Source organism: Marinomonas sp. TW1 (assembly GCF_001625355.1).
In the GTDB taxonomy this organism is placed as follows: domain Bacteria; phylum Pseudomonadota; class Gammaproteobacteria; order Pseudomonadales; family Marinomonadaceae; genus Marinomonas.
Map to the genome: position 1 here is coordinate 90,037 of NZ_JSEE01000011.1, position 26,223 is coordinate 116,259.

25 protein-coding genes are annotated in these 26,223 nt (G+C 44.6%); 13 read left to right on the forward strand and 12 right to left on the reverse strand.

Annotation, left to right across the window (positions count from 1 at the left end):
• The first annotated feature begins 16 nt into the window (after positions 1 to 16).
• The 4 genes from OA79_RS11460 to OA79_RS18235 all read left to right on the forward strand — a co-directional run bounded on the left by OA79_RS11460 (position 17) and on the right by OA79_RS18235 (position 2,839).
• Positions 17 to 1,210: a Bcr/CflA family multidrug efflux MFS transporter gene (locus tag OA79_RS11460; RefSeq protein ID WP_063333376.1), complete on the forward strand. Its 1,194-nt coding sequence runs from the start codon at positions 17 to 19 to the stop codon at positions 1,208 to 1,210.
• 28 nt (positions 1,211 to 1,238) lie between these two features.
• Positions 1,239 to 1,586 (forward strand): HopJ type III effector protein, encoded by a 348-nt coding sequence (locus tag OA79_RS11465; protein ID WP_063333447.1) that lies wholly within the window; start codon positions 1,239 to 1,241, stop codon positions 1,584 to 1,586.
• Positions 1,587 to 1,739: 153 nt separating this feature from the next.
• Positions 1,740 to 2,561 (forward strand): HAD-IIB family hydrolase, encoded by an 822-nt coding sequence (locus OA79_RS11470; protein WP_063333377.1) that lies wholly within the window; start codon positions 1,740 to 1,742, stop codon positions 2,559 to 2,561.
• Positions 2,562 to 2,680: 119 nt separating this feature from the next.
• Positions 2,681 to 2,839 carry a hypothetical protein gene (locus OA79_RS18235; protein WP_156486261.1) on the forward strand — a complete coding sequence of 53 codons (159 nt, stop codon included), beginning with the start codon at positions 2,681 to 2,683 and terminating at the stop codon, positions 2,837 to 2,839.
• 60 nt (positions 2,840 to 2,899) lie between these two features.
• On the opposite strand, the gene OA79_RS11475 is transcribed toward OA79_RS18235, so the two are convergent.
• Together OA79_RS11475 and OA79_RS11480 are read right to left on the reverse strand one after the other, a co-directional pair.
• Positions 2,900 to 4,390, reverse strand: coding sequence for a TyrR/PhhR family helix-turn-helix DNA-binding protein (locus tag OA79_RS11475; RefSeq protein ID WP_063333378.1), 1,491 nt, complete (start codon positions 4,388 to 4,390; stop codon positions 2,900 to 2,902).
• Positions 4,391 to 4,394: 4 nt separating this feature from the next.
• Positions 4,395 to 5,597: an ROK family transcriptional regulator gene (locus tag OA79_RS11480; RefSeq protein WP_063333379.1), complete on the reverse strand. Its 1,203-nt coding sequence runs from the start codon at positions 5,595 to 5,597 to the stop codon at positions 4,395 to 4,397.
• Between the two features lie 174 nt (positions 5,598 to 5,771).
• Between OA79_RS11480 and OA79_RS11485 the strand changes: the two genes are divergently transcribed.
• Both OA79_RS11485 and OA79_RS11490 read left to right on the forward strand, forming a co-directional pair.
• On the forward strand, positions 5,772 to 6,962 hold the full coding sequence (locus OA79_RS11485; protein ID WP_063333380.1) for an AGE family epimerase/isomerase: 1,191 nt from the start codon (positions 5,772 to 5,774) through the stop codon (positions 6,960 to 6,962).
• Positions 6,963 to 7,063: 101 nt separating this feature from the next.
• On the forward strand, positions 7,064 to 8,017 hold the full coding sequence (locus OA79_RS11490; protein ID WP_063333381.1) for a LysR family transcriptional regulator: 954 nt from the start codon (positions 7,064 to 7,066) through the stop codon (positions 8,015 to 8,017).
• A gap of 99 nt (positions 8,018 to 8,116) precedes the next feature.
• Here OA79_RS11490 and can read toward each other — a convergent pair whose 3' ends face one another.
• The 5 genes from can to OA79_RS11515 all read right to left on the reverse strand — a co-directional run bounded on the left by can (position 8,117) and on the right by OA79_RS11515 (position 12,979).
• On the reverse strand, positions 8,117 to 8,752 hold the full coding sequence (gene can / locus OA79_RS11495) for a carbonate dehydratase (protein WP_063333382.1): 636 nt from the start codon (positions 8,750 to 8,752) through the stop codon (positions 8,117 to 8,119).
• Between the two features lie 3 nt (positions 8,753 to 8,755).
• A complete protein-coding gene (locus OA79_RS11500) occupies positions 8,756 to 9,604 on the reverse strand; it encodes a putative RNA methyltransferase (RefSeq protein WP_063333383.1) in 849 nt (282 codons plus the stop codon).
• A 92-nt stretch (positions 9,605 to 9,696) separates the two neighbouring features.
• The gene (locus OA79_RS11505; protein WP_063333384.1) at positions 9,697 to 11,712 is read right to left on the reverse strand and encodes a putative bifunctional diguanylate cyclase/phosphodiesterase; all 2,016 of its coding nucleotides are present in this window, start codon (positions 11,710 to 11,712) and stop codon (positions 9,697 to 9,699) included.
• A gap of 67 nt (positions 11,713 to 11,779) precedes the next feature.
• Positions 11,780 to 12,637: a DUF1853 family protein gene (locus OA79_RS11510; RefSeq protein WP_063333385.1), complete on the reverse strand. Its 858-nt coding sequence runs from the start codon at positions 12,635 to 12,637 to the stop codon at positions 11,780 to 11,782.
• 3 nt (positions 12,638 to 12,640) lie between these two features.
• Positions 12,641 to 12,979 carry a YqcC family protein gene (locus tag OA79_RS11515; RefSeq protein ID WP_063333386.1) on the reverse strand — a complete coding sequence of 113 codons (339 nt, stop codon included), beginning with the start codon at positions 12,977 to 12,979 and terminating at the stop codon, positions 12,641 to 12,643.
• A 99-nt stretch (positions 12,980 to 13,078) separates the two neighbouring features.
• On the opposite strand from OA79_RS11515, the gene OA79_RS11520 reads away from it, so the two are divergent.
• Positions 13,079 to 14,149 carry a DUF3549 family protein gene (locus tag OA79_RS11520; RefSeq protein WP_063333387.1) on the forward strand — a complete coding sequence of 357 codons (1,071 nt, stop codon included), beginning with the start codon at positions 13,079 to 13,081 and terminating at the stop codon, positions 14,147 to 14,149.
• Between the two features lie 77 nt (positions 14,150 to 14,226).
• Here OA79_RS11520 and OA79_RS11525 read toward each other — a convergent pair whose 3' ends face one another.
• From OA79_RS11525 to OA79_RS11545, 5 genes are all read right to left on the reverse strand, one after another.
• The gene (locus OA79_RS11525; protein ID WP_231908859.1) at positions 14,227 to 14,490 is read right to left on the reverse strand and encodes a formyltetrahydrofolate deformylase; all 264 of its coding nucleotides are present in this window, start codon (positions 14,488 to 14,490) and stop codon (positions 14,227 to 14,229) included.
• Between the two features lie 162 nt (positions 14,491 to 14,652).
• Entirely contained in the window at positions 14,653 to 15,510 is an 858-nt protein-coding gene (purU, locus tag OA79_RS11530; RefSeq protein ID WP_063333388.1) for a formyltetrahydrofolate deformylase, read from the reverse strand.
• Between the two features lie 92 nt (positions 15,511 to 15,602).
• Complete coding sequence (gene rlmKL / locus OA79_RS11535) at positions 15,603 to 17,771, reverse strand: bifunctional 23S rRNA (guanine(2069)-N(7))-methyltransferase RlmK/23S rRNA (guanine(2445)-N(2))-methyltransferase RlmL (protein ID WP_063333389.1); 2,169 nt, start codon at positions 17,769 to 17,771, stop codon at positions 15,603 to 15,605.
• Between the two features lie 126 nt (positions 17,772 to 17,897).
• A complete protein-coding gene (locus OA79_RS11540) occupies positions 17,898 to 18,938 on the reverse strand; it encodes a quinone-dependent dihydroorotate dehydrogenase (protein ID WP_063333390.1) in 1,041 nt (346 codons plus the stop codon).
• 39 nt (positions 18,939 to 18,977) lie between these two features.
• On the reverse strand, positions 18,978 to 19,199 hold the full coding sequence (locus OA79_RS11545; RefSeq protein ID WP_063333391.1) for a DUF2835 domain-containing protein: 222 nt from the start codon (positions 19,197 to 19,199) through the stop codon (positions 18,978 to 18,980).
• Between the two features lie 111 nt (positions 19,200 to 19,310).
• Between OA79_RS11545 and OA79_RS11550 the strand changes: the two genes are divergently transcribed.
• The 6 genes from OA79_RS11550 to OA79_RS11575 are packed head-to-tail and all read left to right on the forward strand — an operon-like array spanning position 19,311 to position 26,201.
• Entirely contained in the window at positions 19,311 to 20,297 is a 987-nt protein-coding gene (locus OA79_RS11550; RefSeq protein WP_269447841.1) for an AAA family ATPase, read from the forward strand.
• 20 nt (positions 20,298 to 20,317) lie between these two features.
• Positions 20,318 to 21,229 (forward strand): DUF58 domain-containing protein, encoded by a 912-nt coding sequence (locus OA79_RS11555; RefSeq protein WP_063333393.1) that lies wholly within the window; start codon positions 20,318 to 20,320, stop codon positions 21,227 to 21,229.
• Complete coding sequence (locus tag OA79_RS11560; protein ID WP_063333394.1) at positions 21,229 to 21,702, forward strand: DUF4381 domain-containing protein; 474 nt, start codon at positions 21,229 to 21,231, stop codon at positions 21,700 to 21,702. Before OA79_RS11555 ends, OA79_RS11560 begins: the two co-directional genes overlap by 1 nt.
• Positions 21,695 to 22,693: a vWA domain-containing protein gene (locus tag OA79_RS11565; protein ID WP_063333395.1), complete on the forward strand. Its 999-nt coding sequence runs from the start codon at positions 21,695 to 21,697 to the stop codon at positions 22,691 to 22,693. The genes OA79_RS11560 and OA79_RS11565 overlap by 8 nt, the downstream gene beginning before the upstream one ends.
• Entirely contained in the window at positions 22,690 to 24,390 is a 1,701-nt protein-coding gene (locus OA79_RS11570) for a VWA domain-containing protein (RefSeq protein ID WP_063333396.1), read from the forward strand. The genes OA79_RS11565 and OA79_RS11570 overlap by 4 nt, the downstream gene beginning before the upstream one ends.
• Positions 24,384 to 26,201 (forward strand): BatD family protein, encoded by a 1,818-nt coding sequence (locus tag OA79_RS11575; RefSeq protein ID WP_063333397.1) that lies wholly within the window; start codon positions 24,384 to 24,386, stop codon positions 26,199 to 26,201. The genes OA79_RS11570 and OA79_RS11575 overlap by 7 nt, the downstream gene beginning before the upstream one ends.
• Positions 26,202 to 26,223: the final 22 nt, after the last annotated feature.

Sequence of the window (26,223 nt, forward strand, 5' to 3'; positions counted from 1 at the left end):
TCATTCAAGCCATATTATGTCCTTAACCTTACCCATTATTCTTATTCTAGGCTTATTGTCTGGCCTCACACCATTGGCTGTTGATGCTTATTTACCCAGTATTCCCACCATTGCCAAAGACCTGAACATCAATATCAGCTTGGTGCAAATGACCTTAAGCTTGTATTTAATCGTCTTCGCTTTTTTGCAAATCCTGTTTGGTCCAATCTCCGATGCCATTGGACGTCGTAAAGTCGTCGTGGGCGGGCTTAGTGTCTTTGCGATTGGCAGTTTTATTTGCGCTTTATCACCAAGCTACGATGTGCTCATGATGGGGCGCGCCATACAAGCTTTAGGGGGTGCTGCGGTGGCTGTCTGTATTCCAGCCTTAGTAAAAGACGGCCTGTCCATTAATGAGTTTGCCAAAGCCATGTCAATGATCATGTTAGTCATGGCATTAGCCCCACTTGCTGCGCCGATTTTAGGTGGTGCCATTCTCACTTTGTTTAGTTGGCATTCTATTTTTACCTTTTTAGGGATTTTAGCCATGCTTGCCATGGTGCTCTTTTGGGTCAAAATTCCAGAAACACTTCCTCAAGAAAAACGCACCCCTTTCTCTTTATGGGGCGCCATCCGTAATTACGGTACCCTGATTAAAAATCCCTCTGTTCTAGGTTACATTGCCGCTGGCGCATTTTTCTTTTCTGGAATGATGAGCTTCATTACTGGCTCTTCTTTTGTCTACATTGAACTTTATGATGTCGATCCTGCTCATTTTGGCTTTTTCGTTGGGATCAACGTCATAACCATGATGATTGCCTCAACCATCAATAGCCGCTTTGTTGAAAAGCTGGGGACCGAGGTGCTGTCCAAGTACGCCAGTTTTATCCCCTTAGTGGCGTCCGTCTTTATGCTGATATTGTGCTTATTTGAAAAGCCACCTTTGCCACTTATTATGCTTGCTAGCATGCTTTTTGTTGGCCCCATGGGCATTTTAAGCAGCGGCTTTATGGCAGGTGCCTTGAAGAATGCCGGCAACAACAATGGCAGTGTGACCGCTTTGGCAGGCACTTCACGGTTTGCCTTAGGGGCTCTGAGTGGTGCGATGGTTAGTATTTTTCACAATGGTACTTTCGTCCCCATGCTTGCCACTATGGCGAGCTGCGGATTAATATCCTTCACCCTTTTTAAATTTACCGTCAAATACACCAAACAAAACAAAGGTATTTGAGGTGACCACCAACCTAGCTGGAGTTGTCATGCTAAACACACAAACGTTAATCGAAATCGTCAAATCATCCCCAGAAAAAGTGGCGTTTAAAGACGTTATTGCCGTCATTGATCATGAATATGAATTCACCCCAACGGCCTTTACCAATGGTGAACAAAGCAACGCAGCTAATGAGAACAATGGGTCTTGCAAAATTTTTGCCTTTGCTTCGCTAAACCAACTCAACGAAGCTGAGACTCTGGCTTTATTCGGTGACTTTTACCGTGTGGATGTACTGCAAAACCCACAAGGTAATGACCACCAAAATATTCGCCAATTTATTCTAAATGGCTGGAAGGGCATTGTTTTTTCAGCGCCAGCATTAACCGAAAAGTAATGCTTAAGTAGGATGGTTTGCCTTAATAAACACCATCCTACTCTCTCTTCCCTCTTGATCTTTCTTCCGCCAGATACAAAAAATCAACCTTACAAAGGTTGAAGTTCAAAGTCACAAAATGCGATAGTGCTCACTCAATGAAATGAGGTGACTATGGAACTAGTGGCATTTGATTTAGACGGCACCCTGCTTAATCGACATCAGCGGTTGTCTAATTACACCCTAGAAACACTTGAGAAGCTCAAAGCAGCGGGTATTTTTTACACCATTGCCACTGGGCGAACTCATCTGGCCGCCATGCCGTGCATTGCTGGCCATGACTTCCCAAATTGGCAGATTTTTAAAAATGGCGTGGAATGGTGGGAACCGCAAGCCAATCAGTACCGCCACCGTCATTTGCTAAACCATGACCACATTGATGATCTATTAGATGCCTTTGCCGAACACAAGATCACGCCTTTTATCTTTTGTTTGGCCGATGATGGCTCACATCAAGTTTACCACGCGCCACTAATTGGCCACTTGAGCGATCACATTGCCAATGAACTCGGCAATCACAAAAACATGAGCCTACACCCGTTAACAGAACTTACTAAGCATTCGAAAATCACCAACATCAGCGCATTAGGTCATCCAGATTTTATTGAGAAAATCGTTCAAGAAAGTCACAAGCACGATCATCTGACCGCGTATTCAGGTGGCGGCATCTATAATCCTGACGCCCATTGGATTGATGTCCATCATAGCAATGTTTGTAAAGGTTCAGCGTTAATGGAACTAAAGCAAGAATTTGGTGCCGAAAAACTCATTGTATTCGGAGACGGTGATAACGATTTATCCATGTTTGATCAGGCCGATGAAGCCTTCGCCACGGGCAACGCGCTGTTGCATGTCAAGGAAGCCGCTACTGAGGTCATTGGTCACCATGATGAGGATGGGGTGGCTCGTTATTTGCGTGCCAGATACAACCTATAAACGGCGAGACTTGAAACAATAAAATTCGCCCTTATTAACGAAAAGACAACATATTTCACTTTACCCTGTGGTCATAATGCACCATATTGTTATAAGAATAATTAGTTTGGAGAAATGCCATGTTTGAATTTGTATTGTTCGTAGCTGCTTGTGCAGTTATTGCTTTCTTGGTAGCCAATATCCAGAAATCAGTGTCTCAGCCAAAAACAAAGTTACAGCCGATTAAGATTGAACGCGAAGAAAAGCGTCAACCTGTTCGCAGCCAACGTCCTTACTAAACTATTCACACCCCTCTATTAAAAACCCCGCTCATTGATCAACATTCAATAAGCGGGATTTTATTTTCCTTGAATACCATATTCTTTGAGTTTATTCGCGATCGCGCTATGACTCATTCCAACCGCTTTCGCTAAACGCCGAGTACTTGGGTAATGCGGATAAAGCTGCTTCAATAATGTTGATTCCCAAGCTTTTACCGTTTGTTCTAACGAGTCATTTTGTAATGTCAGAGAAAGATGCTTGCCTTCAGGTAATTCAATGTCTTGCGGCATCCATGTCTTATTTTTTGTCTGCAACAACGTCTGTAAACACACGTTTTGCAGTTCAGACAAATTTCCAACCCACGAATGCAAACTCAACTTGCTCAAGGCTTCTTTAGAAAGGTTTGGCATTGGCTTACGATAACGCTCAGTTAAATCTCGCAGCAAATGCATTATTAACCCCTCAAGATCTTCTCTGCGATCTCTAAGGGCAGGCATAGTCAAACTGACTTTGGCTAACGCAAAGTACAAAGACGCCTCTAAGCCAGCAGCTAACAAGTCCGTTTGGGACAAACTCGATAAAGTCACCAGACGCATTTGCCGATCAAAACTGGTGACCGAATCCGCTTGCTGGTGAAGCCAGCTCGATAGATTTAGCTGCTGTTCTGGTGCCAAATGTTCAATTTGATCGATAACAAACCAACCTGAGTGTTTCTCCAAGCCTTTAATGTCGTCCAATTGAATGTCTTTAGCATGTCGCACCACCAGCTCAGCGTCTTGCTCGGATTGACGCTTCTGCCAGTATTGAAATAAGGCTTCAATTAAATGACGCTTCCCCGTTCCAACCTCCCCCTGCACAAATAATGGCACATTCACTTCCGCAAAGGCTTTGGCTTGCTTAAGGGTATGCGCCATCGCTGCACTCTTGATTACTTCAGGCTGAAAAAAGGTCTCCAGATGATTTTCCGCTTCTGGCACTAATTTTAGGTTGGCGGCTTGTCGATCTAAGCGTTGCTCGGATTTTAAATAAATCACTGTACCAGCCGGAATATCCCCTTCATCGTCTGCGACGAAAAAAGGTCGCATCTCTAATAGTAAGGTCTTATTACGAATACGAATTCGCTTACTCATACCCGCTTTGGGATTGGCCCAAGCACTTTTTGAAAAGTGAATGCCCTTAATAAACTGCTGTAAAGGTTGATGCATCAAGTCAGTTACAGACGCCCCTAAATCCTCTGCAGCCAATTCCGTTAGCATGGTAATACGACCAGTCAAATCAACCGCAATCACACCATCAGGTAAACTTTCTAATAAAGTATAGAGAGCATTATGCTCCCGTTCAAAGGGGGTAAACCGAATGGTTTTAACGTCTTCGACACTGTCTAATTTGCGAATTTCAGCCAACAAACTCTGTAATTGCGCGAAGGGAATATCAGAAAAGCCACAATAAATACAACGCAACTTAGAGTCAGCTTCCACCAAACGTATGTCGATTTGATGGGGGATAAAGATGTCCAAGACTTCCCGTATCATCCCCACTCTATCTTCGCATTGAATTTCTAACCTCATAACGTCAAGCCTCTTTTGAGCTAAGCAGCAATACGTTTTTTTGTGGCGCAAATGTCTCATACAGAGGCAATACTGCTGCCCCTAACACACCTGCAGTATAGCCTGTTTGTGCAATCTGTATGTCAGGCATAGGCAAGACAATATTTGCCGATACGACCTGACTCAATGCCATAATCAGCTGTGTTAAGACCACCTCAGGCAATCGCCCACCAATTAAGATAACTTGAGGGTCATACAAAGCGATAACAGACACTAAGGCCGCTTTCACCTCCTCGGCTACCTCCATCGCCCAACATTCAATGTCAATACGATAAGAAGGCTGTAACCAGTCATGATCTTGCTCAGGCCAAATCATCCCTTTTGCCATGAAATAACGATGCAAAGAGGATAATGACAACGCTTCCAATACCCACTGGCCATGCTTTCCCGTCGTCGTTGGAATCAGGCCAAAACTGCCCGCCTTACCATTGGCACCGAAGTAGCATTCACCATTTGCCACCAAGCTGCCACCACACGCTGTACTAACAAACAAATAAAAGAAATCTTTGGACGGAGGTTTCGGTGCCAATAATAATTCACTGGTGGCCGCCGCCGCGGCATCGTTCTGACAAAAGCAAGGCAAGCCTGTAACGTCAGCCAACCAAGCGTCAAATGCATCAGATTGCCAATAGGCCAATGCAGCTTTTAACGCGTCAAGGTCACTGCGCTGGTCTGAATTGGTCACCAAACTGTCTAACCAGGAATCCATGTAATCTGGCTTAGCCAAACCGATGCCTTTTACCTTTAACCAATCCTGACCAAGCTCTTGTTTGACTTCTTCTATGACATCGCGGGCAATGCTCTTCGCCGAAGACTCCGTTGGAAAAGACACTTCTCGCTCCAACAATAAAACTTGCGCGCCACTGAAATCCAATAACGCGGCACTTATATGGTTGCGGTCTACATTGATACCTAAGCCATACGCACCTTGCTGATTGATGCTTAATTTAATGGAAGGCTGCCCACGACGCCCTGTCACCTTGCCGACCACACACAATAACTCTCTCTCCAACAATGAAGAGGTAATCACAGAAATGGTTTGAGCACTTAATCCAGTGCGCTTCGCAATTTCGACTCGGGAAATCTCTGGGTGCTGTCGAACCAGTTGTAAAATGATTCTTTCATTATAAATGCGACTTTGCTCAGAAGTACTGCCTGACGACTTCATTTCAACCTTACCTTTTTTAGAGGTCTGTAAACTAACCACTTCTATTTATTAAATCTAGTTGATTTAATTAGTTTGATTTAATAACGTAATCATAAACATGGACTTGACGTCTCATTATCAATTTCCACGTAACAAAAATAACAAGGTCATCATGACCGTTTTAAGGATAATACCATGCCAGCAACTGTCGACTTTCAGTCTATCGACTTTCTTAAGTCTCATATTCAATCGACTTTCTCGTTTTACCACCCTCATTGTATCGACCCTAAAGGGGGGTTTTATCATTTCTATAAAGATAACGGCGACATTTATGACGCCGACACTCGCCACCTAGTTAGCAGTACTCGGTTTGTTTTTAACTATGCCAAAGCTTATCTTGCCGACCCACAACAAGCTTACCTTGACGCAACGAAACACGGTGTTAACTACTTACGTCAGCGCCATTTACGAAAAAATGGCGGCTATGTTTGGCTGCTTAAGGGTGAAAAGAACCTAGACGAAACCAATCATTGTTATGGCTTTGCCTTCGTTATGTTAGCGTATTCAATGGCTTACAAAGCTGGCATCAGTGAAGCGAAGGTCTGGCTAGAAGAAACCTTTTTGACGATGGAAGAACATTTCTGGGATGCCAGCCATGGGCTTTATAAAGACGAAATTACAGCAGATTGGCAAATTGTGTCTCCTTATCGAGGCCAAAATGCCAACATGCATTCATGTGAAGCCTTACTCGCCGCTTACGACGCAACTCAAGAAACCCACTACCTTGATCGTGCACAAACCTTGGCACAACACATTTGTCTACGCCAAGCTGAACTTGCCAACGGAGAAATATGGGAGCACTACCAGCAAGACTGGCAAGTCGATTGGCAATATAACCAGCATGACCCAAAACATTTATTTCGACCATGGGGGTTTCAGCCAGGTCACCAAACAGAATGGGCCAAACTATTATTGCTAATCCATCAACGCCGACCACTCGATTGGCTTATCCCAACCGCTGAACGTTTATTCAATCAAGCTTGGGACAAAGCTTGGGATGAACAGCACGGGGGCCTTTGCTATGGATATGATCCACAAGGTAAGGTTTGTGATGGTGATAAATACTTTTGGGTACAAGCTGAGTCGTTTGCCGCTGCGGCCATGCTCGCCATAATGACACAACAATCTCACTATTGGGAAAAATATCAGCAGCTTTGGCAATACAGTTGGGAAAACATGATTGACCATCAATACGGCGCATGGTTTCGCATACTGACTCAAGACAATCACGCCATTGATGATTGTAAAAGCCCGGCGGGTAAAACGGATTACCACACAATGGGGGCTTGCTATGAAGTCATTGAGCAACTCAGCCAAGGTCTTTAACCCCTAATCTGGCACAAGCTAATATGGGGCGATCATTCTATTCATTCAAGAAATAGAGTATGATGCAGCCCCATTGTTAGTGGACACGGGCCCCTCTCCATATGCAGCTAGACAAAATAGATCTCAATTTACTTCGTTACTTGGATTCTTTGTTAAGAGAACAAAACGTGACTCATGCCGCCAACCAACTTGGCATTACACAACCTGCCATGAGTAATGGACTAAGACGACTCAGAGATTTATTTCATGACCCTCTGCTGGTCCGAACCAGCGATGGCATGATGCCGACGGCGCTGGCTATCCAGCTGCAACCAAGAGTACAAAATATTCTACAATCTGTGGATGAAGTGCTGCATCTTGGTCAGAACTTTGAAGCGGAATCCAGCTCACGAGTCTTTCGCATCATGGCCAGTGACTATGCAGAAGCCACCCTCATTCCACCATTAATGAAAAAATTACAGGAAGAGGCCCCTAATGTCATTTTGGATGTAATGAATCCAAGTGATGTCAGTTTCCACGACGTTGAGAAAGGCAAAGTAGACCTAGTCATCAACCGATTTGACACCCTACCGCAGTCGTTCCATCAGAAATCCGTTTGGGTCGACCAGTTTTCTTGTCTTGTGCCAACCAATTCAGAAATTGCTAAAAACTTCAGTCTAGAAACGTACCTGTCTTCACCACATGTTTGGGTAAGCAAGACCGGTTTCGGTGTAGGAGTGGGTATCCAGCCCGAAGAAGTGCAAAAACTGGGCTGGGTCGATGGCACATTAGCAGACCTTGGCTTCAAACGTAATATTCGACTATTCACTCGTAATTACAATGTCGCCATGCGTGCTACTGAACAACTTGGGTTAATTGCGACCTTGCCTTCCTTAGCCACACGCCTAATGAAAGACAATCCTCATGTGGCCGTTTTACCTCCACCTTTTGAAATTCAGCCCGTCGAACTAAAAATGCTCTGGAGCCCATTATTGCAACACGACCCAGGCCATATCTGGTTACGTTCTAGCATTGCGGTTTGTGCTAAGGCCATTGCGGAAAGCAACAATCTTTAAAGAAACACTGCCATTAGGGTAAAACACCTAGGATTTGACAACAAAAAAGCCTCTGACGCTCCTTAAGAAAAGCATCAGAGGCTTTTTTATTGATGACGATTATAGGTTTTCTAACGTTTCTTTTGCTTGTTGAGCATCCGATACTGAGACCTTTAAGTCGGTAATATGGCCGTTATCAATACTGTAACACCAACCATGAACGTGTAATTCCTGTCCTTGCTTCCAAGCATTTTGAACGATGCTGCTTTGGCAGACATTGGACACTTGTTCCATCACATTCAATTCACACATACGATCAAAGCGTTGATGCTCATCTTCAATAGCATCAATTTCCTCACGGTGAAGGCGATACACATCTTTAATATGGCGTAACCAATTATCAATCATGCCATGTTCTTCTGTCCCCATCGCCGCTTTAATGCCACCACAACCGTAATGTCCTACTACCATGATGTGTTTCACTTTGAGTACATCAACAGCAAACTGAATCACAGACAAACAGTTTAAATCCGTATGGACAACAACGTTGGCAATATTACGGTGGACAAATACTTCCCCCGGTAATAAATCAACAATCTGATTGGCTGGTACTCGACTGTCTGCACAGCCTATCCATAAATATTCTGGTTGTTGTTGTTTTGACAGAGTGGAAAAAAATTCAGGATCTTCTGCGGATACCTTGGCAGCCCAATCACGGTTCTTCTTAAAAAGGTCTTCTATTTTTTGCTTTGGCATAATCTACTTCTCTCCTGTCTTTTTTCGATACCAGCGCAACTTAATGTCGGCGGTAATACTCATCGTCTCTCTCTTTTGAATGGCCAATTTTCCTTCATATGACGCTTTATGAATGTGCGGTGTCATACTCAATAAATCTTGAATTTTTGCTTGGCTATCCAGTTCAAATGAAAAGCATTTTGACTCTTCGGAATGCAGCTCAAAATCGGCAATGCCATCTGGAAAAGTCGGCTTATAATCATGAATACGCTCATAAAGCACTTCACGCAGTTCAATCAAATGACGTGGTCCAGATTCAACTAACAGCAACTGCCCAGAGTCATCTAAAGCACGTGAAAATTCTTCGAAAACAGGGAAGCCAAACAAACATAAAATCACATCAAAACGCTTATCAGGCACGGGTAAACTGGCATTGCTACCAACAATCCATCCAATCTCTTTATCGCGTTTACTCGCTGACATAACGGCCCATTTGGAAATATCCAAACCGATCCGATCAGTCATCATATTATGTTTATCAAACGCTTCACCAAGGTGTGATAAGTAATATCCCTCACCGCAACCGGCATCCAAAATACGCACACCGGTAACAAGCAGGTCTTTTGGCCAAGAAGCAAAAATTGCGTCGACAATTGGGTAGTAATGCTGTTGATTAAGAAAGGTTTGACGTGAGAGCACCATTTCTTTGCTATCACCAGGGTCTTTCGAGCGTTTGTTTTGTACAGGTAATAAATTCACATAGCCTGTTTTGGCTAAATCAAAACTATGGCGATGAGCACATCTTAAGCTCCGACCTTCAAGTTGAAGATCCGCACCATCAATAGGACAAGATAAATTTTTGAGGGAAGGCACAGTTAATCCGTCAATTACAGTCTGGCGCTTAGGTTAAAAGGTTCCTGATAGGCTCGCAAGTAGTCATTTAGAAATTGACGAATAATTGCATTTTATAAGGTGCCCGTTTCGACAAGAGAGAAAGACTCATGCCCTACTTGCTTTTGCATAAATTGCACAAAATCCGCACTGGGTAATGGCTTGGAGTACAAATACCCTTGTACTTCTTGACAATCATACCCCCCTAACGCATTCACTTGCGATCTGTGCTCCACACCTTCGGCAATCACTTTCAGATTCAAGCTTTTGGCCATCGCTATGGTGGCTTTGACAATCGCATCATTATCACCGTCAATACCAATATCATGGATGAATGAACGGTCAATTTTCAACGTTTGAATAGGAAACTTCTTCAGATAAGAAAGTGAGGAATAGCCCGTTCCAAAATCATCGATGGACAAAGTCAGCCCCAGTTCTCTAAAACTGTGAAGCTTCTCAATTGACTGCTTGGCATCGGTCATCAACATACTTTCCGTTAATTCTAATTCCAGATACGCAGGATCCACCCCAGTCTCTTCCAGTATTGTCTGCACCATATCCACCAAATCAGCCTGCATAAATTGACGACTGGACAGATTAACCGACAAGCACAGAGCAGGATAACCCTGTTCTCGCCATTCTTGTAACTGACGACAAGCACGACGAATGACCCATTCGCCTAATGGCAGAATTAAACCACTCTCTTCTGCCAGAGGAATAAATTTATCTGGACTCACCATACCTAACTCTGGGTGATTCCAACGAATTAATGCCTCTGCACCAACCACATTCTCATCGGGCAAGGCCACTTTCGGCTGATAATGTAATTCAAATTCTTCATTTTCAATGGCTTTTCGCAGACCACCGCCCAAGGTTAAATGAGCATTAATGTTATCGGCCATTTGATTTTCATAGACGAAATACAAATTGTGCCCAGTGGATTTGGCACGATACATCGCGGCGTCCGCATTTTTCAGTAAATTGTCGACATCATCCGCATGTTGCGGATAACTGGCAATCCCAATACTGGCACTGATCATCATGTCCATCTTGGCAACAGGGTATGTGTTGCTGGCATTTTGCATAATGCTCTGTGCGATGTCCTCAAGCTCCGACAACGCATTGGTATTTTCTAATACCACCACAAATTCATCACCACCTAAGCGGTATAAACACGCTCCTGCAGGAATACTCGACTTAATGCGTTCAGCAACACGCTGAATCAATTCATCCCCAACTCGATGACCAAAGTTGTCATTGACCACCTTAAAGCCATCAAGATCTAAATACATCAAGCCAAATTGACGCTCGCGCTTTTTAGCATTCTGCAAAGCACTTTCAAGCTGTTGGTACAATAGGTTTCGATTTGGCAAATTGGTCAAACTGTCATAATTGTTTAACCGGTATAAAGCCACTTCATGATCTCGCTCTTCCTGAATATCATGAGCCAATAGATATATTTGACCTAATTCAGCATCAAAACTGGCTTCAATTCTATGCCAACGAACGCCATTTGCTGTCGACAGCATAATTTCTTGCGACAAACTGGACTGACCATTAACACGAGCCATAAAACTCTTTGCCGCCGAAGACACCGCAAACAAATAATTAATGTGCTTTACTTCACCAAAATGGTTTAGAAAAAAATCACTGGCGTTGATAAATTGGCCATCAAGGGAAAAGATAGCAAAGGACAAGGTTTTAAACTGCCGCAACAAGCCCATGTCTTTTTCAGGAACGGAGGAAGGAGTTTGAGTGATGGCGTTAGAGCTAACCTCGAGCAGTATGCCATTGCGGCCATCGGCTAACTGGACCGTACTTCCGACGCATTGATAGCTTTGCGATGGGTCAGATGAAAAGGGCCATCGACATGAGAACCGCTGGTCTTTTTGACTGTGGGACAATCGACTTTGCCATTTCTGTTTCAAAGCAAGAGGAATTTGACGCTGACCCGCTTGAATTTGACCTAATGAGCCGACCAATAAACGCTCAGCAGCCGGATTCAACATAGGCACAGTCGAATGTTCGACGTCAATGACCCATGCCGCCGACGGCATTTTATTTTGGAGAACTTCTTCTAAGTCAGTCATTCAATTTAATACTACTCAAATACATCAGATGCTACAGCGACTATATAACTGGCTAGACAAGCCGTTTTCACCACGTATCGGGAACCACAAACACATGCCTTTTTATTCCATTTGCCTCAGATTCACTAGAACTCAGACAAAGGTGCAAAGGGCGATCATCATGTAGGAAATTGCCTACAAGATTGTATGCAGTTTCAGGAGAAAAGAAAGTAAAATCCTCCTTAAAACACGGAAAAGCCAACCAATGTGGTTTTTCCAAAACAATAAAGTACGAAAAATATTTGCTTAACCATAAAATATCACTCGCTCGAAGCCACGCACCACCTTCTTCGCGCCACCACTCATCCAAATCAGATTCCGTGTGCAGCCCTCTATATAAACGACCAAACATCAGTAAACTGGCACGAATATCACCACCTGAAGACAAATCCCGAATGCTGTTTGCCCCCTCTTCTGTCTTCAGAATTTGTAATTGATGCTGTCGAGCCCGAGTAACCTTTTTAACCAAACTATCATTCTTATTTGGTCCAATCCAGTCATTGGGTGCCAAATCTGCCCGATGGAGATAAAATTTAATGGCCAACTCAAATTGCTGCAACGAGCCATCAGGCAGAGCGACAAGCATGTCAACTTCCCCTAATGTTTTGCCTTGGCGCGTTATTTGAAAATGCTCTCGCTGAATGCTTAATACAGATAACTCAGAAATGGCAAAGCTGAACAGGGCCTCAAAATAACTGCCTAAGAAATGGGATTTCGTTTGCTCAAGCTTTGCCATCAAAGAGGTTGGATTGTGTCTGTGCAAAGTAAGTATTTCCCGCCAATCGGATCGCCAGTAAGGCCCCAACTGAAAATCAGCAAGAATATAATGCCCATCCACCAGCCATTCCAAGTCTCTCAACACTTGCTTGGCATTTAAAGACAGCATCGTTTATTGAGCACTTAAATGTTTGTCTATTTGATCAAGACAGCCAACAATACCGTCCACATCAACACCGATATTTCCCTTAAACGCCTCCTCTGCCATAGGCGAAATATGACAGCGATTAGGTAAAGCCGAGCCACTTTGCAAAAGGTATTTAAATTTTTCAATCATCACGTACCGAAGCCACTGTTCAAACGACATGGTATCAATGCAAAAGGGTTGCTGACTTTGCAATGCTTCGTGACTTGGTTGCTCGCATTCCCAAAGCCCACTCTGTTGCAAGCGGATCTGCAACGTGATCAACAGGTCCGCCAGAGCATGATGATCAGAAAAGGTTTGATTCAACCTGATTTCTCCTTATAAAAACGGTAAAATAGGTTTTCTGTTTATCACCGATAAATAATACATTGGGTAATTTATCGGCCACTTGAGCAAATATTTAGCATGAATAAAATTGAATCCCTTGCCGACTTATTTGATATGGTCGGTTGTGATGTAAGCTACTACGATCTTGGACGCTGCCTTAATAAGATAACGCCGCAGCAAGCCATCCAATTTGACCGTAAGCAACAGGCTTACCCATACCCTTTTCGACAGCATGCATGGTTAGCTTGCCTATTAAAAGACAAAAACGCCACCAAAGATGACACTTTAAACGAAGGCGTGATTTGGTTTTTGAAGTTACCGCTGGACGAAGCAGGTGCATTGAATTTAGGCACTCGCGATCATTTTATCAAAACCCTTGTTGATAAAATTCTTCACAAAGGCGAACAACAAGGCTTATCAGAAGCGTTAGAAGATAGTCCTTATGCTTTTAAACCAGATCAAGAACGCATGGCCAGCTTTCATGCACGGTTAGCCAAAGATTTGAACAAAGCCGCGTCTCATTACTATCATGATGTAATCCAATATCTGAAAAATGACATTGCAGCCCAAGGAGAGCAATGGCAAAACCTTGGCTTACAAGGCATTGCCGAACTGGCCGTTAGAATGGATGACAAAGCCCACTGTGACCTAGCATTAAAAGCAATTGCGGATGCGCCATCCGCCTTTGTCTCTGCTCTTTGCCACGCCTTAGAACATCAGCACTTACCAGAGAACTTACAACAGGTGTTGATTGAAAAACTGTCGTCTGAGCAAGATGCTTTATTAAAAGCCAGCTATGTTCGCGGCCTTTCCAAAGCGCCATTTAATGATGCCTTGTTGCTGCCTTTGTTTGGCATTTTAGGTGACTTAGCGAGCTGCACAGACGATGACATTCACCTGATCGCAGCGTTAGCAGCCAAATGCCCTCATTGGCTAAGTGCCAACCCACAGCTGCTTAGAATTGTGATGGAAAAACTCGCACATCGTGATGACGGTTACATTGCCTTCAAACAGATCACCGCCGAACTAAGCCAACACCCGGAAACAAAGCAACCATTATGGCAGCTATTACGAAGCGAACGTATTAGCCCTAATTTGGCTCAAGCGGTGGGTTATTTGTTTACTCAAACGCCAAGCTCTATCCAGTAAATAAGATTAAAAACAGTCAAAAAAAACCCAAACTTTTCAATAATGAAAAGTTTGGGTTAAACAAGCAGAACCACCACTTAATGACGCACAGGAACAGCTTCGTTGGTTTCTCTCATTCGCTTACGATGGGCAACAAACTCCGCACTTAAAATATAATCTCCTTGATCTGTGTAAGACAACGCACCTCGGTTAACTAAAGCATCTAATGTTTTAGGGAGCACCTTTTGCCTTCTCTCTCCCTTGACAAAATAATATTGCTCTCCCATCTGAACCAATTTGAATCCAGACTCTAAAAATCCAACGCATAAATTTTGAGTTGGCGTTAACTTGAGTTTCATCATTTCCCTCTCATTGCCGTCTCGTTAATTAACTCATAAAAATAACTATAGACGCTTTTTCGGAAAACGAAATTTCAACTAACTTAATATTACAAAAAGATAAAAAACATAAAAAAAGGGAAGACCTTTGTAAGGCCTTCCCTTTTTCATCAATATTTTAGCGATCTAGTCAGCAAAGACGACCGTCTTATTCCCATGCACCAGAACGCGATCTTCCAAGTGATAACGCAAACCTCGGGACAGAACCAGTTTTTCAATGTCTTTCCCCAGTCGCACCATATCTTCTGCAGAATGGCTGTGACGAACTCGAATGACATCTTGCTCAATGATTGGACCTGCATCCAGATCCGCCGTCACATAATGACACGTTGCCCCAATCAGCTTAACCCCTCTCACAGCCGCCTGATGATAAGGCTTAGCGCCAATGAAGGACGGCAAGAAACTATGGTGTATATTGATCACTCGATGCTTGTATTTCTCACACAAATATTCTGGGAAGATTTGCATATAACGAGCCAGTACAATGGTATCAGCGCCGACTTCATCAATGCGTGCTTCAATTTCTTGGAAGGCTGGCATTTTATTTTCTTTTGGTACTGAAATGCAGAAGTACGGCACGTTATACCATTCCACCATAGAACGAAGGTCTTCATGGTTCGCAATGACCCCGACAATTTCACAGTTCAGTTCACCTGTGTGCCAGCGGTGCATGATGTCATTTAAACAGTGAGACTCTTTGGTCGCCATTAAGATGACTTTTGGACGGTCTTCACTGTCTTTTACGTACCACTTCATGTTGTACTCTTCCGCAATTGGCGCGAACTCCTCACGGAAAGTGTCAACATCAATGGCAAGACTCTCAGCATCAACATCATGACGCATGAAAAACCATTTTTGCTCTAAATCTGTGTGATGACTTGCTTCAATAATCGAACCAGAACGCTCGTTTAAGAACTGACTAACGGCCGCTACAATCCCTACTCGATCGGGACAACTAATCACAAGACGAAATGTTTTTCTCATACTAGAAACTTATAAACCTTTTAAAATCAGCAAGTTAAATAACTTACAAACAATCGAAATTAATTTTCAGGAAATTATACTGGATCCAACGCTTAAGGCACAGATTTATGTTTAATAAGATAACACTGATGGATCTTACTATTGCGCTCAAAATCCGGATCCAATGTCGAACGGGTAATATCCTGTACGTCAAACTCACTCATTAGATCGTCATCCAAACGGAAACGACGGTAATTATTGGAGAAAATAAGTTCACCTTCCGTAGCCAACCTCGCCATCGCCAATCGCACCAAATCGCCGTGATCTCGCTGGATGTCTAACACATCCGCCATTTTCTTGGAGTTAGAAAAAGTCGGAGGATCCATAAAGATCAGATCAAATTCGTCACGACTCTGTTTTAACCACTCAAAGCAATCTGCTCGCACCACCGTATGATCACGATCTGAGAACTCATTCAATTCAATATTACGGCGTGCCCAATCCGTGTAAGTATTTGACATATCGACACTCAATGTCGTCAAAGCCCCACCTTGACCAGCATGAACCGACGCCGACGCGGTATAACAAAATAGATTTAAGAAACGCACGCCGTCGGCTTTTTGTTGAATCAATTTACGAACAGGTCGATGATCTAAAAACAGCCCAGTATCTAAATAATCTTTAAGATTAACAATAAAGTCACAACCGTATTCTTCTACGATCATCTCATGCTGTGATTGATCGAGCTTCTCGTACTGGCCTTTACCCGCTTGACGCTGACGATGTTTCACCACCACATTCGATTCCGCAATGTTTAATGCGCCTGGAATCGCGGACACCACTTCGAATAACCGTTGCTTAGCCTTTTCAGGGTCAACACTTTTTGGCGCTTGATACTCTTGCACATGAGCCCAGTCGTTATACAAATCAATCGCAACGGCATACTCAGGCATATCAGCATCGTACACACGGAAGCACTGAATTTTGTTTTTAACAGCCCATTTTTTCATTTTCTTTAGGTTTTTTTGCAGACGATTCGCCACCATTTGCGCACCAGGCGTCATCACAGATTGGGCAACCGCATCCGCTTTAATATTACCGTAGGTAACAGGGAATTGATAAGCTCGACACTCAATACCGCCATTAATCACTCGTGTACTTTTTTCAGGACGAACTGGGATTTGACGAGCCAAATGATCATTGCTGGTCAGCATCATAAATTGCCAGCCATGAGCGTGATTTACAACCCACTCACCTAATTGACGATACAAAGCAATCAATGCCATTTCATCACCCAAACGCTCACCATAAGGAGGGTTCGTAATAACCAAGCCTGGCTGTGCGTCATCTACGATGAATTCGTGCTCTTGGAATGACGACATGCTCACCTCGATGAGTCCAGTCAAACCTGCTCGCTTGATGTTTTCGCGAGCGGCCGCAATGGCTTTTTGCTCTCGATCCGTGCCTTGAAAGCGAATGCCTAAACTTTCAGGGTCTTTTTTGCGATTTTTAGCCAAGTCATTTAATTGTTGCCATAAGCGGTGATCATGCTGCTTCCAACCTTTGAACCCCCAATACTGACGACGTAAGCCTGGCGCAATGTCCAATGACATCATGGCGGCCTCAACCAAAAACGTCCCTGAACCACACATAGGATCAATCAATTGTTTCAGATCGGAATCCACACCCCAGCCCGCTCTCAAGAGCAAGCCCGCGGCTAAGTTTTCTTTTAGCGGCGCCATTGCACCTTGCTGGCGATAACTGCGTCTGTGCATACTCTCGCCAGACAGATCAACACTTACCGTCACAACATCGCGCTTAATTCGGACCGCGATACGAACATCGGGCTGATTTTTCTCAACGTTTGGACGCTCGCCTGTTTGGGCAACAAAGTAATCCGCAATGGCATCTTTTGTTCTCACCGCGCCAAACTGAGTGTTACGTATGTGATGGTTGGTACCATGACAATCAATCGCAAGGGTATTCGTAACCAGCAAATGCTGTGACCAATCAATGGCCTTTACCCCATTGTACAAATCGTCCGCAGATTCCATTTTAAATTGGGCGATGGGCAACATAACGCGAGTGCCAACTCGAGACCAAAGACATGCTTTATAGATGCCTTCCAAGTCCGTTGTCAGTTTAACTTGCGCTTCACCTAAGCGAGTTTGTGTTAAGCCTTCAGCGTGCAGCTCTTTTTCAAGAACATTCTCCATGCCGATCGGACAGGTTATTTCTAATGCGTACATCACTTGCTCTGGTGTTTCTGTATTTGGGTTCATTTATCAATACTTTTGGTTCAGTGTCATGACAATATGGTCAAGCCATAAATAAGAAAGGCGGGATCAAATCCCGCCCTGGCACGAGGACGATCGCATCGTCTTTCGCGCTAAATTACAGTTCGTTATTCAGTTATTCAAATCTCGTTCTCGATAATAAGCGTCAGTGCTTGCGATGGCTTCTTTGACCAATTCCGGTCCATGATAAATAAAGCCCGAATACATTTGCACCAATCGCGCACCCGCTTGCAATTTCTCAACCGCATCAGCACCAGTAGAAATACCACCAACACCAATAATAGGTAACGTATCTTTCAAATGCTCAGCCAACACTCGCACCACATGAGTTGAAGCATCACGTACTGGAGCACCGCTTAAACCACCCGCTTCTTCAGCAAAGCGATGACCGCTCACAGCATCACGGGACAAGGTCGTATTGGTCGCAATAATGCCATCGACTTTTTGCTCTACCAAGGTATCAGCCACCAATTTAATTTCATCGTCCGACATATCCGGTGCGATTTTTACCGCCAACGGAATGCGTTTACCCTGCTCTGCTTGATAGCGATCTCGTGCTTCTACCAATGGGGAAATCAATTCAGCAAGACTCTCGCCAAATTGCAAGCTGCGCAAGCCCGGCGTATTTGGCGAACTGATGTTCGCGGTAATATAGTCGGCATAAGGTATCACGGCTTCCAGACACGCAAGGTAATCAGCCGCCGCATCTTCAACCGACGTACTGAGATTCTTACCAATATTCACCCCTAAAATACCAGGGTAACGATGCTTTTGAATACGTGACACTAGGTGATCGACACCCTTATTGTTAAACCCCATGCGGTTGATAATGGCTTCGTGTTCCGGCAGTCGAAACAAGCGCGGTTTTGGGTTACCCGCTTGACCTTTCGGTGTCACCGTCCCCACTTCCACAAACCCAAACCCACAAGCCCCCAGCGCTTCAAAAGCATCGGCATTTTTGTCTAGCCCTGCCGCTAAACCAACTGCATTTGGAAAACGTAAGCCCATTACATCCACTGGCTTCGTCGATGGCAAGCTAGAAAAGAATTTGTTTAAGCCTAATCGACTGCTCGCTGCGAGCATGTCCAACGACAGCTCATGTGACACTTCTGGGTCTAATTTAAACAATAGCGAGCGGGCAAACTGATACATAAAAAAGCTCCTCAATGGGATCATCTGCAATCTTGGGTGTCATCTCAGTTTAGTCACACCCACTAATTTATTCCTACTATCAAATTCGACTTCAAACAAACCATGAATGCCTTGGTGGGTGACAAAAGATTGAAACGCGGACAAAGGTAATTGTACCTTACGTCCATCTAAGCTACTTGCCACTAAATTCTTTGCAGCACCAGCGTACATAGCTTTATATTTAAACGCAGGCAAAGCCACATTTAATACAAGTTTCGCCATTATTCTTTCCTGTGCTTACATTACCCTTACAAAGTTCGCTCTGTGCGTAAAGATTTGAATCCGATAAGATGGGCACTATTATATGGCCTTCACACCTTTTTTGACAGAAGTATAAGGAATCTCAATTCGATGGTAACTCTTGTTGAGCAACTAAAAGATCACCTCAATCAAGCCATTATTGGTCAAGAAGAATTAACACACGAATTATTGGTTGCGCTCATCGCCAATGGTCACGTTCTTTTAGAAGGGCCACCAGGCATTGCCAAAACCACGGCGGCCAAGGTATTAGCCAATACCATAGACAGCCGCTTCCAACGTATTCAGTTCACCCCAGATTTACTGCCAGGTGACATAACCGGTTCCGACATTTACCAACAAGAAACCGGACAGTTTAGCTTTGTTGCTGGGCCCATTATGAATGACATTGTACTCGCCGATGAAATCAACCGCGCGCCCGCAAAGGTACAATCCGCCTTGCTGGAAGCCATGGGGGAAAAGCAAGTCACGGTAGGCAATCAAAGCTACTCTTTACCAGCGTTGTTTTTTGTCATCGCCACCCAGAACCCCATTGAGCAAGAAGGCACTTACCCCCTTCCTGAAGCGCAACTTGATCGCTTTATGATGAAAATCAACCTTAATTACCCAAGCGCCAACAGTGAACTAGAAGTACTTCGTCTCGTTCGACAACAAGACTTGCACAAAACCACCACAGACAAGCCGCAAGCACTCTGTCGTCCCAAGCAAATCTTGGCCTTACAGCAACAGGCATTGGGCTTATACATGTCTGAAAATGTTGAGCAATATATTGTGCAATTGGTGGTAGCGACACGCCAACCAGAGCTGTATCTTGGGCAACAAGCGCAAGATTTGAAGCTGATTGAATTTGGAGCCAGTCCACGTGGCACACTGGCATTAGATCGTTGCGCTCGTGCCAATGCCCTACTAAACGGTCGCGATTTCGTCACCCCTGACGATGTTCGACAAGTCGCCTTGCCAGTCCTTCGGCACCGAATTATCACCTCATTTGAAGCCCAAGCCTCTGGTCTATCAACAGACGATATACTAAATCGTCTCATTAGCCATGTACCAGCGTTATGATTAATTCGATATAGATGACTATGAGTGCTCTTTTAGCCCCCTCTTCACCTGAGTTACAAGACGTGGATTTTGCTCAACTCGGGCATTATGCTAAACACCTTGGGCGCGCACCACGGGCAAAGCACTTCGCTTTAACCAGTGGCGAACGCCATGCTCATCTAAAAGGGCAAGGGTTAGAAATGCTGGAACTTCGCGCGTATCAAGCCAGTGATGATCTGCGCCATATTGATTGGCGTGTCACCGCGCGCACAGGCCAGGCCCAAACCCGTCTCTATGCACAAGAAAACGAACACCAAAGGCTGCTTCTAATGGATCTTTCTAGTGACGCCTATTTCGGTACAAAATACAGTTTTATTTCCACTCGTTTTGTACAACTAGCAGGTATCCTAGCTTGGCGGACAAAACAACAAGGTGACAAGCTTTCCTATCGATTGTGCTTTGGTGGACTCGACATCTGGCAACAAACAACACCGCTGTTAGCAAAATTATTTCAGCCTTTATCGCAAGCCAGCTTAATACAATCACGTCAATACTCAACACCATCGCTGCAAGTACTGACACCAAACCCGGTCAGTCTAAAAGCGCGCAATAAAGATGTGATTATTTTGACCGACAAACAACATCTCAGTCGACCTGAAACGCTTTATTTAAAGCAACTTGCGCAGCACAATAAGGTATTTTGGGTTCAAATAATTGACGCCAACACCTTTAAACTTGCCCCAGGACAATATCAGATTAAAAATGCCTCTGGTGAGTCCACAGTGAACATCAGCGAACGCAGTTCAAACTTGGCTCAGCAGGCCTTTCAGAAACAGAATCAACAGCTAAAAAAGCAGCTAAATCAGCTCGATATTGAACATCTGGTGTTTGATTTATCTGAGCCACCTGAAGGCATCGCTCGATACTTGCTGTCATTAGGAGCCATTGGATAATGACCCAAGCATCGCCTGTAGACTTACCGAATAAAGGGTATTTATTGCCCGATGCCGTTGCCATGTGGCCACCCGTTTGGTGGACTTGGCTTGTGCTTGCTTTGTTATGCGTACTGGTCATCAGCACCTTATGGTGGTTGCGAAAGCGATATAAGAAACGAGCTTATCGACGTGAAGCACTGCTCATTTTGAAACAGCAAACCCGCCAAGGCTTAGAAGGCCGCCATATTATTTTATGTCATGAGTTGATTCGTCGCTGCCTCATCAGCTCAGGTAAAGATCAACAAGCAGCGCTAAACAGCCGAGAGCTTATCGCTGTTTTAGACCAACAGATGACAAAAAAGCATAATTTTGCACAGCTCGGCGAAGCCTTTATCGTCGCGCCATATCAAGCCGAAGTCGAGGTCAATACCGAAGAGATTCAGAAAATGGTCACAACCACTCGTTATTGGATTAGGAAGCACCATGCTTGAATTTGTGTGGCCTTGGTTCCTCATTGTTTTGCCCATTCCACTATTGGCTCGCTGGTTACCCAACGCCAAACCAAGCCGTGACGCCTTGTGGTGGGCACAGTCTCAACACCTAATCCAACATCAAGACAAGACAACAACCGCAGGGCAATCCATACTCGGAAAAAGTTTCCTGTGGCTGGCTTGGCTACTGTTAGTGATTGCCATTAGCCGCCCGACTTGGGTCGGAGAACCAACACAAGTGACACCGTCCGGACGCGATTTACTCATTGCACTGGACTTATCCGGCAGCATGAAAATCACCGACATGACACTCCATCAACAAACGGCTGATCGCTTACAGGCCGCCAAAGCGGTACTGGCTGATTTCATAGACAAACGTCGCGGTGATCGCATTGGGATTATTGTCTTTGGCACAAAAGCATTCCTGCAGGCACCTTTGAGCTTTGACACCAAAACCATCAACCAACTCGTCCAAGAGACGCAAATTGGCTTTGCAGGGCAAAGAACCGCCATCGGAGACGCCATTGGCTTGGGCATTAAGCGCTTAGAAGACAAAGCGTCCGATCAAAAAGTCTTGATTCTTATGACCGATGGTGCCAACACAGCAGGACGCGTTCAGCCTAGCCAAGCAGCCGCCTTTGCCGCATCTCAGGATGTTCGCATCCATACCATAGGCATAGGGGCGGACAGCATGTTGGTACGAGGTTTTTTTGGTCCAAAAGAAGTCAACCCATCCAGCGACCTTGACGAGGACCTATTAAAAAACATTGCGTCTCAAACCGGTGGCCAATATTTTCGCGCCAAAAGCACCGAAGATTTACAGCGCATCTACCAACAACTGGATGAAATGGAACCCACCCCTTCAGAAGAGGTTTGGCAACGCCCTGTGACCACATTTTTTCATTGGTTTGCCCTGTTTGCCATCTTAAGTTTTAGCCTCTCTTTGATTTCTAATAATGGCTATTATTTAAGCAAAAGGGGGCGAACATGATACTTTTCGACACCCTACACCTTGAACGCCCATGGTGGCTTCTTTGTATTCCATTGACCTTGTTATTGGCATGGCTTTTCGATGGCAGAAAAGCGCAACACAAACAGCTCAACCAACTCGTGGATGCTCACCTACTTCCCTATTTACAAGCCCCCTCGCCACAACCTGTGCTCAACAAATGGCTTGGCGTGGCTTGCTTGTCGCTGTGTTGGATTGCTTTAACAGGGATCAGTTGGCAACAATCTCCTCATAAAATGTATATCAGCACTCAGAAAACCATCTTTGTTGTCGATCAATCCCTCTCTATGTACGCAACCGACATCAAACCTAATCGCCAAACACAATTAAAACAAACCGTTCGCGATATTTTAGATCACACTCAAGGTGGCGATGTGGCTTTAGTGGCTTACGCTGGAGACAGTTATGTCATTAGCCCATTTAGCCAAGACAAAGACACCATCATACATTTTCTACTGGCATTAGAGCCCATTATCATGCCCGTTTATGGCAACCATCTCAGTCAAGCCATTGAAACCGCATTGAGCTTAAATAAAACCGCTTCCTCACTGCACCTGATTGTGCTGACCGACGATCTTGCCGATAGAGATAAAGACATCATTCCAGACTTACTGGACGATAAAAACATCACATTAGACCTCATTGCCTTTGGTACAGATCAAGGCGGCCCAATCAAATTACCCAATGGCCGCATACTGAAAAAATCAGGCCAAACCATTATTCCAAGCACACCGTTAAAAGCACTAGAAAACTTCACCAACGACCTAGGTGGGCATTTTTATCATGGCCGCCTAAACCAACAAGCTTTGCAACAAATCAATCGCCACCAACCTCAACGACATCAAAATAAACAAGCCGATAACAAACGCATCACATGGCAAGATCAAGGTCACTGGTTTGCTTTGCCTTTTTTAATTTGGCTCGCTTACCAATTCCGCCGCGGCGTGCTTTTTCTTCTATTAATCGGCATTTTTGCAACGCCAAGCAAACCGCTGTATGCCTCCCCGCTGGATTGGTTTAAAACGCCAGATCAACAAGCACAACAAGCGGTTAATCAAGGCGACTGGCAAACGGCAGAAAAGCTCTTCAAGCGGCCAGACTGGCAAGCGGCTTCGTCATACGCACTAGAAAAATACGACCGCACCATCAAACTGTTAGAGCAATCTAACCTCCAGGCTGCTGATAACTACAACCTTGGCAATGCCTATGCGCTTGCAGGCCAAACAGACAAAGCCATACAGTCATACGAAAAAGCGCTTGAACAAGACCCGCAACTGACAGCCGCAAAAGAAAATCTTGAGTATCTGAAACAGCAACAAAACAAGCAATCACCACAAGATGCTAACAAACCGCCGTCAACCAAGGATCAGCACCAAGACAAATCATCTGATGGACAGCAATCCAAACAAACAGACGACACAAAAAAATCTGACAAAACGAACGAAACACAAGACAAAGACCAACCACCAAAGGATAATGGGCAAACGGAGACAGGTAATAAGCAACCTGCACAAACAAACACTCAGCAAAACATGGAAAGCAAACAAGCTCTGGAACAGTGGTTACGTCAGATTCAAGACGACCCTGGCAGCTTATTACAGCGCAAACTAGAGTATCTGCACCAAGAAAAACGCAATCAAAATTTATTAATGCAAGAGGATGGGATGAACCCATGGTAAGTCGTCAGTCACAATTCACTTTATTCCAGTCACGCTTAAGATCTGCATTGCAGTCTTGTCTGGTCATAAGTCTATTGATTGCGACTCAGTCCTCGCTGTATGCCGCCAGCGTGACCGCCAGCCTGAATAAAAATGTTGTGACTGAAAACTCGCTTGTACAACTGACCTTAAGGGCGGACTTTAGCGATACCGGAAATGGCCCCGAGTTGTCTCCACTACAAAAAGACTTCGAAATCCTCGGCAAAAGCCAAAACAGCCAATTTAGTTTCAACCTTGGCACCAGCAAAGCACTCAACTTTTGGGTGATTTCACTCATGCCAAAATCGGTTGGCACCCTTGAGATTCCACCCATTAAGATTGGCGATCATCAGTCACAAGCCATTAAATTACAGGTCAATAGTGCGCCTCAACTACTCGACGACAATGGCAACCCGCCAGTCATCATGAAACTGCAAGCCTCCAATGTTGAACCTTATTTACAACAACAAGTCATCCTGAGCGTTAAACTCTATACCTCCGTTGCCCTACAAAACGCCAACCGCTCTGTGCCAGCGCAACCCAATCTGGTCATTGAACGCCTCATTGATGACCAAATGAATTATGAAACCATCAATGGCACACAATATCAGGTCATCACTCGTGAATACCTAAGTTTCCCTCAACGCAGTGGCCCGATGACCATCCCGCCACAAAGCGTACAAGCCATGATCAATACGTCCTCGGGACGAAAGCTAATCAAGGTACAAAGTGAACCTCTAAATTTACAGGTTCTGCCCATACCAGCGAGCTATACAGCCGATTCTTGGTTACCCAGCGAAGACGTAGCAATAAGCACTAAACTGACCGCAGCCACCGATACGCCCAGAGTGGGCGATACCCTAATGTGGGAAATTAATGTTCGCGCGAAAGGTTCATTACCAGAACAAATTCCAACCTTGGATTTCAATAGCACCCGTCAATATAAGCTGTATCCTCAACCGCCGAAATTTAGCAACCAAAAAACCGTCATTGGCGTCACAGGAGAACAAAACATACAGGTTGAAGTCGTGCCAACCGCTGAAGGCGAACTCATTCTGCCGGACATTGATATTGCCTATTGGAATACCAAAACGCGACAAATCGCTCATGCCAAAGCCAAGACACAAGGCGTGACCATTGCGGCCTTGCCGACAGGACAAATCACACCGACAAAACCCGACATAGATACCTCGCCCCTGCCGGCTCAGCCCAGTTCTACTGCCCCTATATCCTTAGTGAAGAAACCTCAACAGGTAGAAGAAGAAACACCAACTGGTAAGGCAAGCATTTCGACACCACCGAAACAACAAGAAAGCCATTCACCGTCACTTCGTGACTGGGTTATCTATGCCCTTTTAACGGCCGCTAGCCTACTTTTGATCGCTGGTCTGTATAAGCGCTTCAAAAAACCAGCAACGGACCTCCCCGTGGAAGCCAGCGTACCCACTTTGCAAGAATTTGCCCCTTTATCGACGCCTGATGAAGCAAGTGCCTTCAACATTTTGATTCAGTGCTGCCGACAAAATCAACTTTCTGAGTTACGTGCAAACCTGCTAGAATGGGCTCGCCATCGCTGGGGAGACCATGAAATTCGGACACTAGATGACATTAAACGCTTAACGTCCGTACAGGTGACGCAGTTATTAATGGAAGCCGAGTTAATGATGTATTCCAATAATCCGATGCACGAATGGCAAGGCAATCCACTTGCTAACGCACTTGAAGAGTACTCAAGTGGCCAAGCAAAGCCATCGCAAGCGAGTCAGCTAAAAGCCTTATATCCGAATTTTTAAAGTTAGACCTTCAAAGGAATAA

What these genes read in the sequence shown, in the direction of transcription:
- OA79_RS11460 (WP_063333376.1), top strand. Translation starts at nt 17, where the DNA reads ATGTCCTTAACCTTACCCATTATTCTTATTCTAGGCTTATTGTCTGGC.
- OA79_RS11465 (WP_063333447.1), top strand. Translation starts at nt 1,239, where the DNA reads ATGCTAAACACACAAACGTTAATCGAAATCGTCAAATCATCCCCAGAA.
- OA79_RS11470 (WP_063333377.1), top strand. Translation starts at nt 1,740, where the DNA reads ATGGAACTAGTGGCATTTGATTTAGACGGCACCCTGCTTAATCGACAT.
- OA79_RS18235 (WP_156486261.1), top strand. Translation starts at nt 2,681, where the DNA reads ATGTTTGAATTTGTATTGTTCGTAGCTGCTTGTGCAGTTATTGCTTTC.
- OA79_RS11475 (WP_063333378.1), bottom strand. Translation starts at nt 4,390, where the DNA reads ATGAGGTTAGAAATTCAATGCGAAGATAGAGTGGGGATGATACGGGAA.
- OA79_RS11480 (WP_063333379.1), bottom strand. Translation starts at nt 5,597, where the DNA reads ATGAAGTCGTCAGGCAGTACTTCTGAGCAAAGTCGCATTTATAATGAA.
- OA79_RS11485 (WP_063333380.1), top strand. Translation starts at nt 5,772, where the DNA reads ATGCCAGCAACTGTCGACTTTCAGTCTATCGACTTTCTTAAGTCTCAT.
- OA79_RS11490 (WP_063333381.1), top strand. Translation starts at nt 7,064, where the DNA reads ATGCAGCTAGACAAAATAGATCTCAATTTACTTCGTTACTTGGATTCT.
- can (WP_063333382.1), bottom strand. Translation starts at nt 8,752, where the DNA reads ATGCCAAAGCAAAAAATAGAAGACCTTTTTAAGAAGAACCGTGATTGG.
- OA79_RS11505 (WP_063333384.1), bottom strand. Translation starts at nt 11,712, where the DNA reads ATGACTGACTTAGAAGAAGTTCTCCAAAATAAAATGCCGTCGGCGGCA.
- OA79_RS11510 (WP_063333385.1), bottom strand. Translation starts at nt 12,637, where the DNA reads ATGCTGTCTTTAAATGCCAAGCAAGTGTTGAGAGACTTGGAATGGCTG.
- OA79_RS11520 (WP_063333387.1), top strand. Translation starts at nt 13,079, where the DNA reads ATGAATAAAATTGAATCCCTTGCCGACTTATTTGATATGGTCGGTTGT.
- OA79_RS11525 (WP_231908859.1), bottom strand. Translation starts at nt 14,490, where the DNA reads ATGATGAAACTCAAGTTAACGCCAACTCAAAATTTATGCGTTGGATTT.
- purU (WP_063333388.1), bottom strand. Translation starts at nt 15,510, where the DNA reads ATGAGAAAAACATTTCGTCTTGTGATTAGTTGTCCCGATCGAGTAGGG.
- rlmKL (WP_063333389.1), bottom strand. Translation starts at nt 17,771, where the DNA reads ATGAACCCAAATACAGAAACACCAGAGCAAGTGATGTACGCATTAGAA.
- OA79_RS11540 (WP_063333390.1), bottom strand. Translation starts at nt 18,938, where the DNA reads ATGTATCAGTTTGCCCGCTCGCTATTGTTTAAATTAGACCCAGAAGTG.
- OA79_RS11545 (WP_063333391.1), bottom strand. Translation starts at nt 19,199, where the DNA reads ATGGCGAAACTTGTATTAAATGTGGCTTTGCCTGCGTTTAAATATAAA.
- OA79_RS11555 (WP_063333393.1), top strand. Translation starts at nt 20,318, where the DNA reads ATGAGTGCTCTTTTAGCCCCCTCTTCACCTGAGTTACAAGACGTGGAT.
- OA79_RS11560 (WP_063333394.1), top strand. Translation starts at nt 21,229, where the DNA reads ATGACCCAAGCATCGCCTGTAGACTTACCGAATAAAGGGTATTTATTG.
- OA79_RS11565 (WP_063333395.1), top strand. Translation starts at nt 21,695, where the DNA reads ATGCTTGAATTTGTGTGGCCTTGGTTCCTCATTGTTTTGCCCATTCCA.
- OA79_RS11570 (WP_063333396.1), top strand. Translation starts at nt 22,690, where the DNA reads ATGATACTTTTCGACACCCTACACCTTGAACGCCCATGGTGGCTTCTT.
- OA79_RS11575 (WP_063333397.1), top strand. Translation starts at nt 24,384, where the DNA reads ATGGTAAGTCGTCAGTCACAATTCACTTTATTCCAGTCACGCTTAAGA.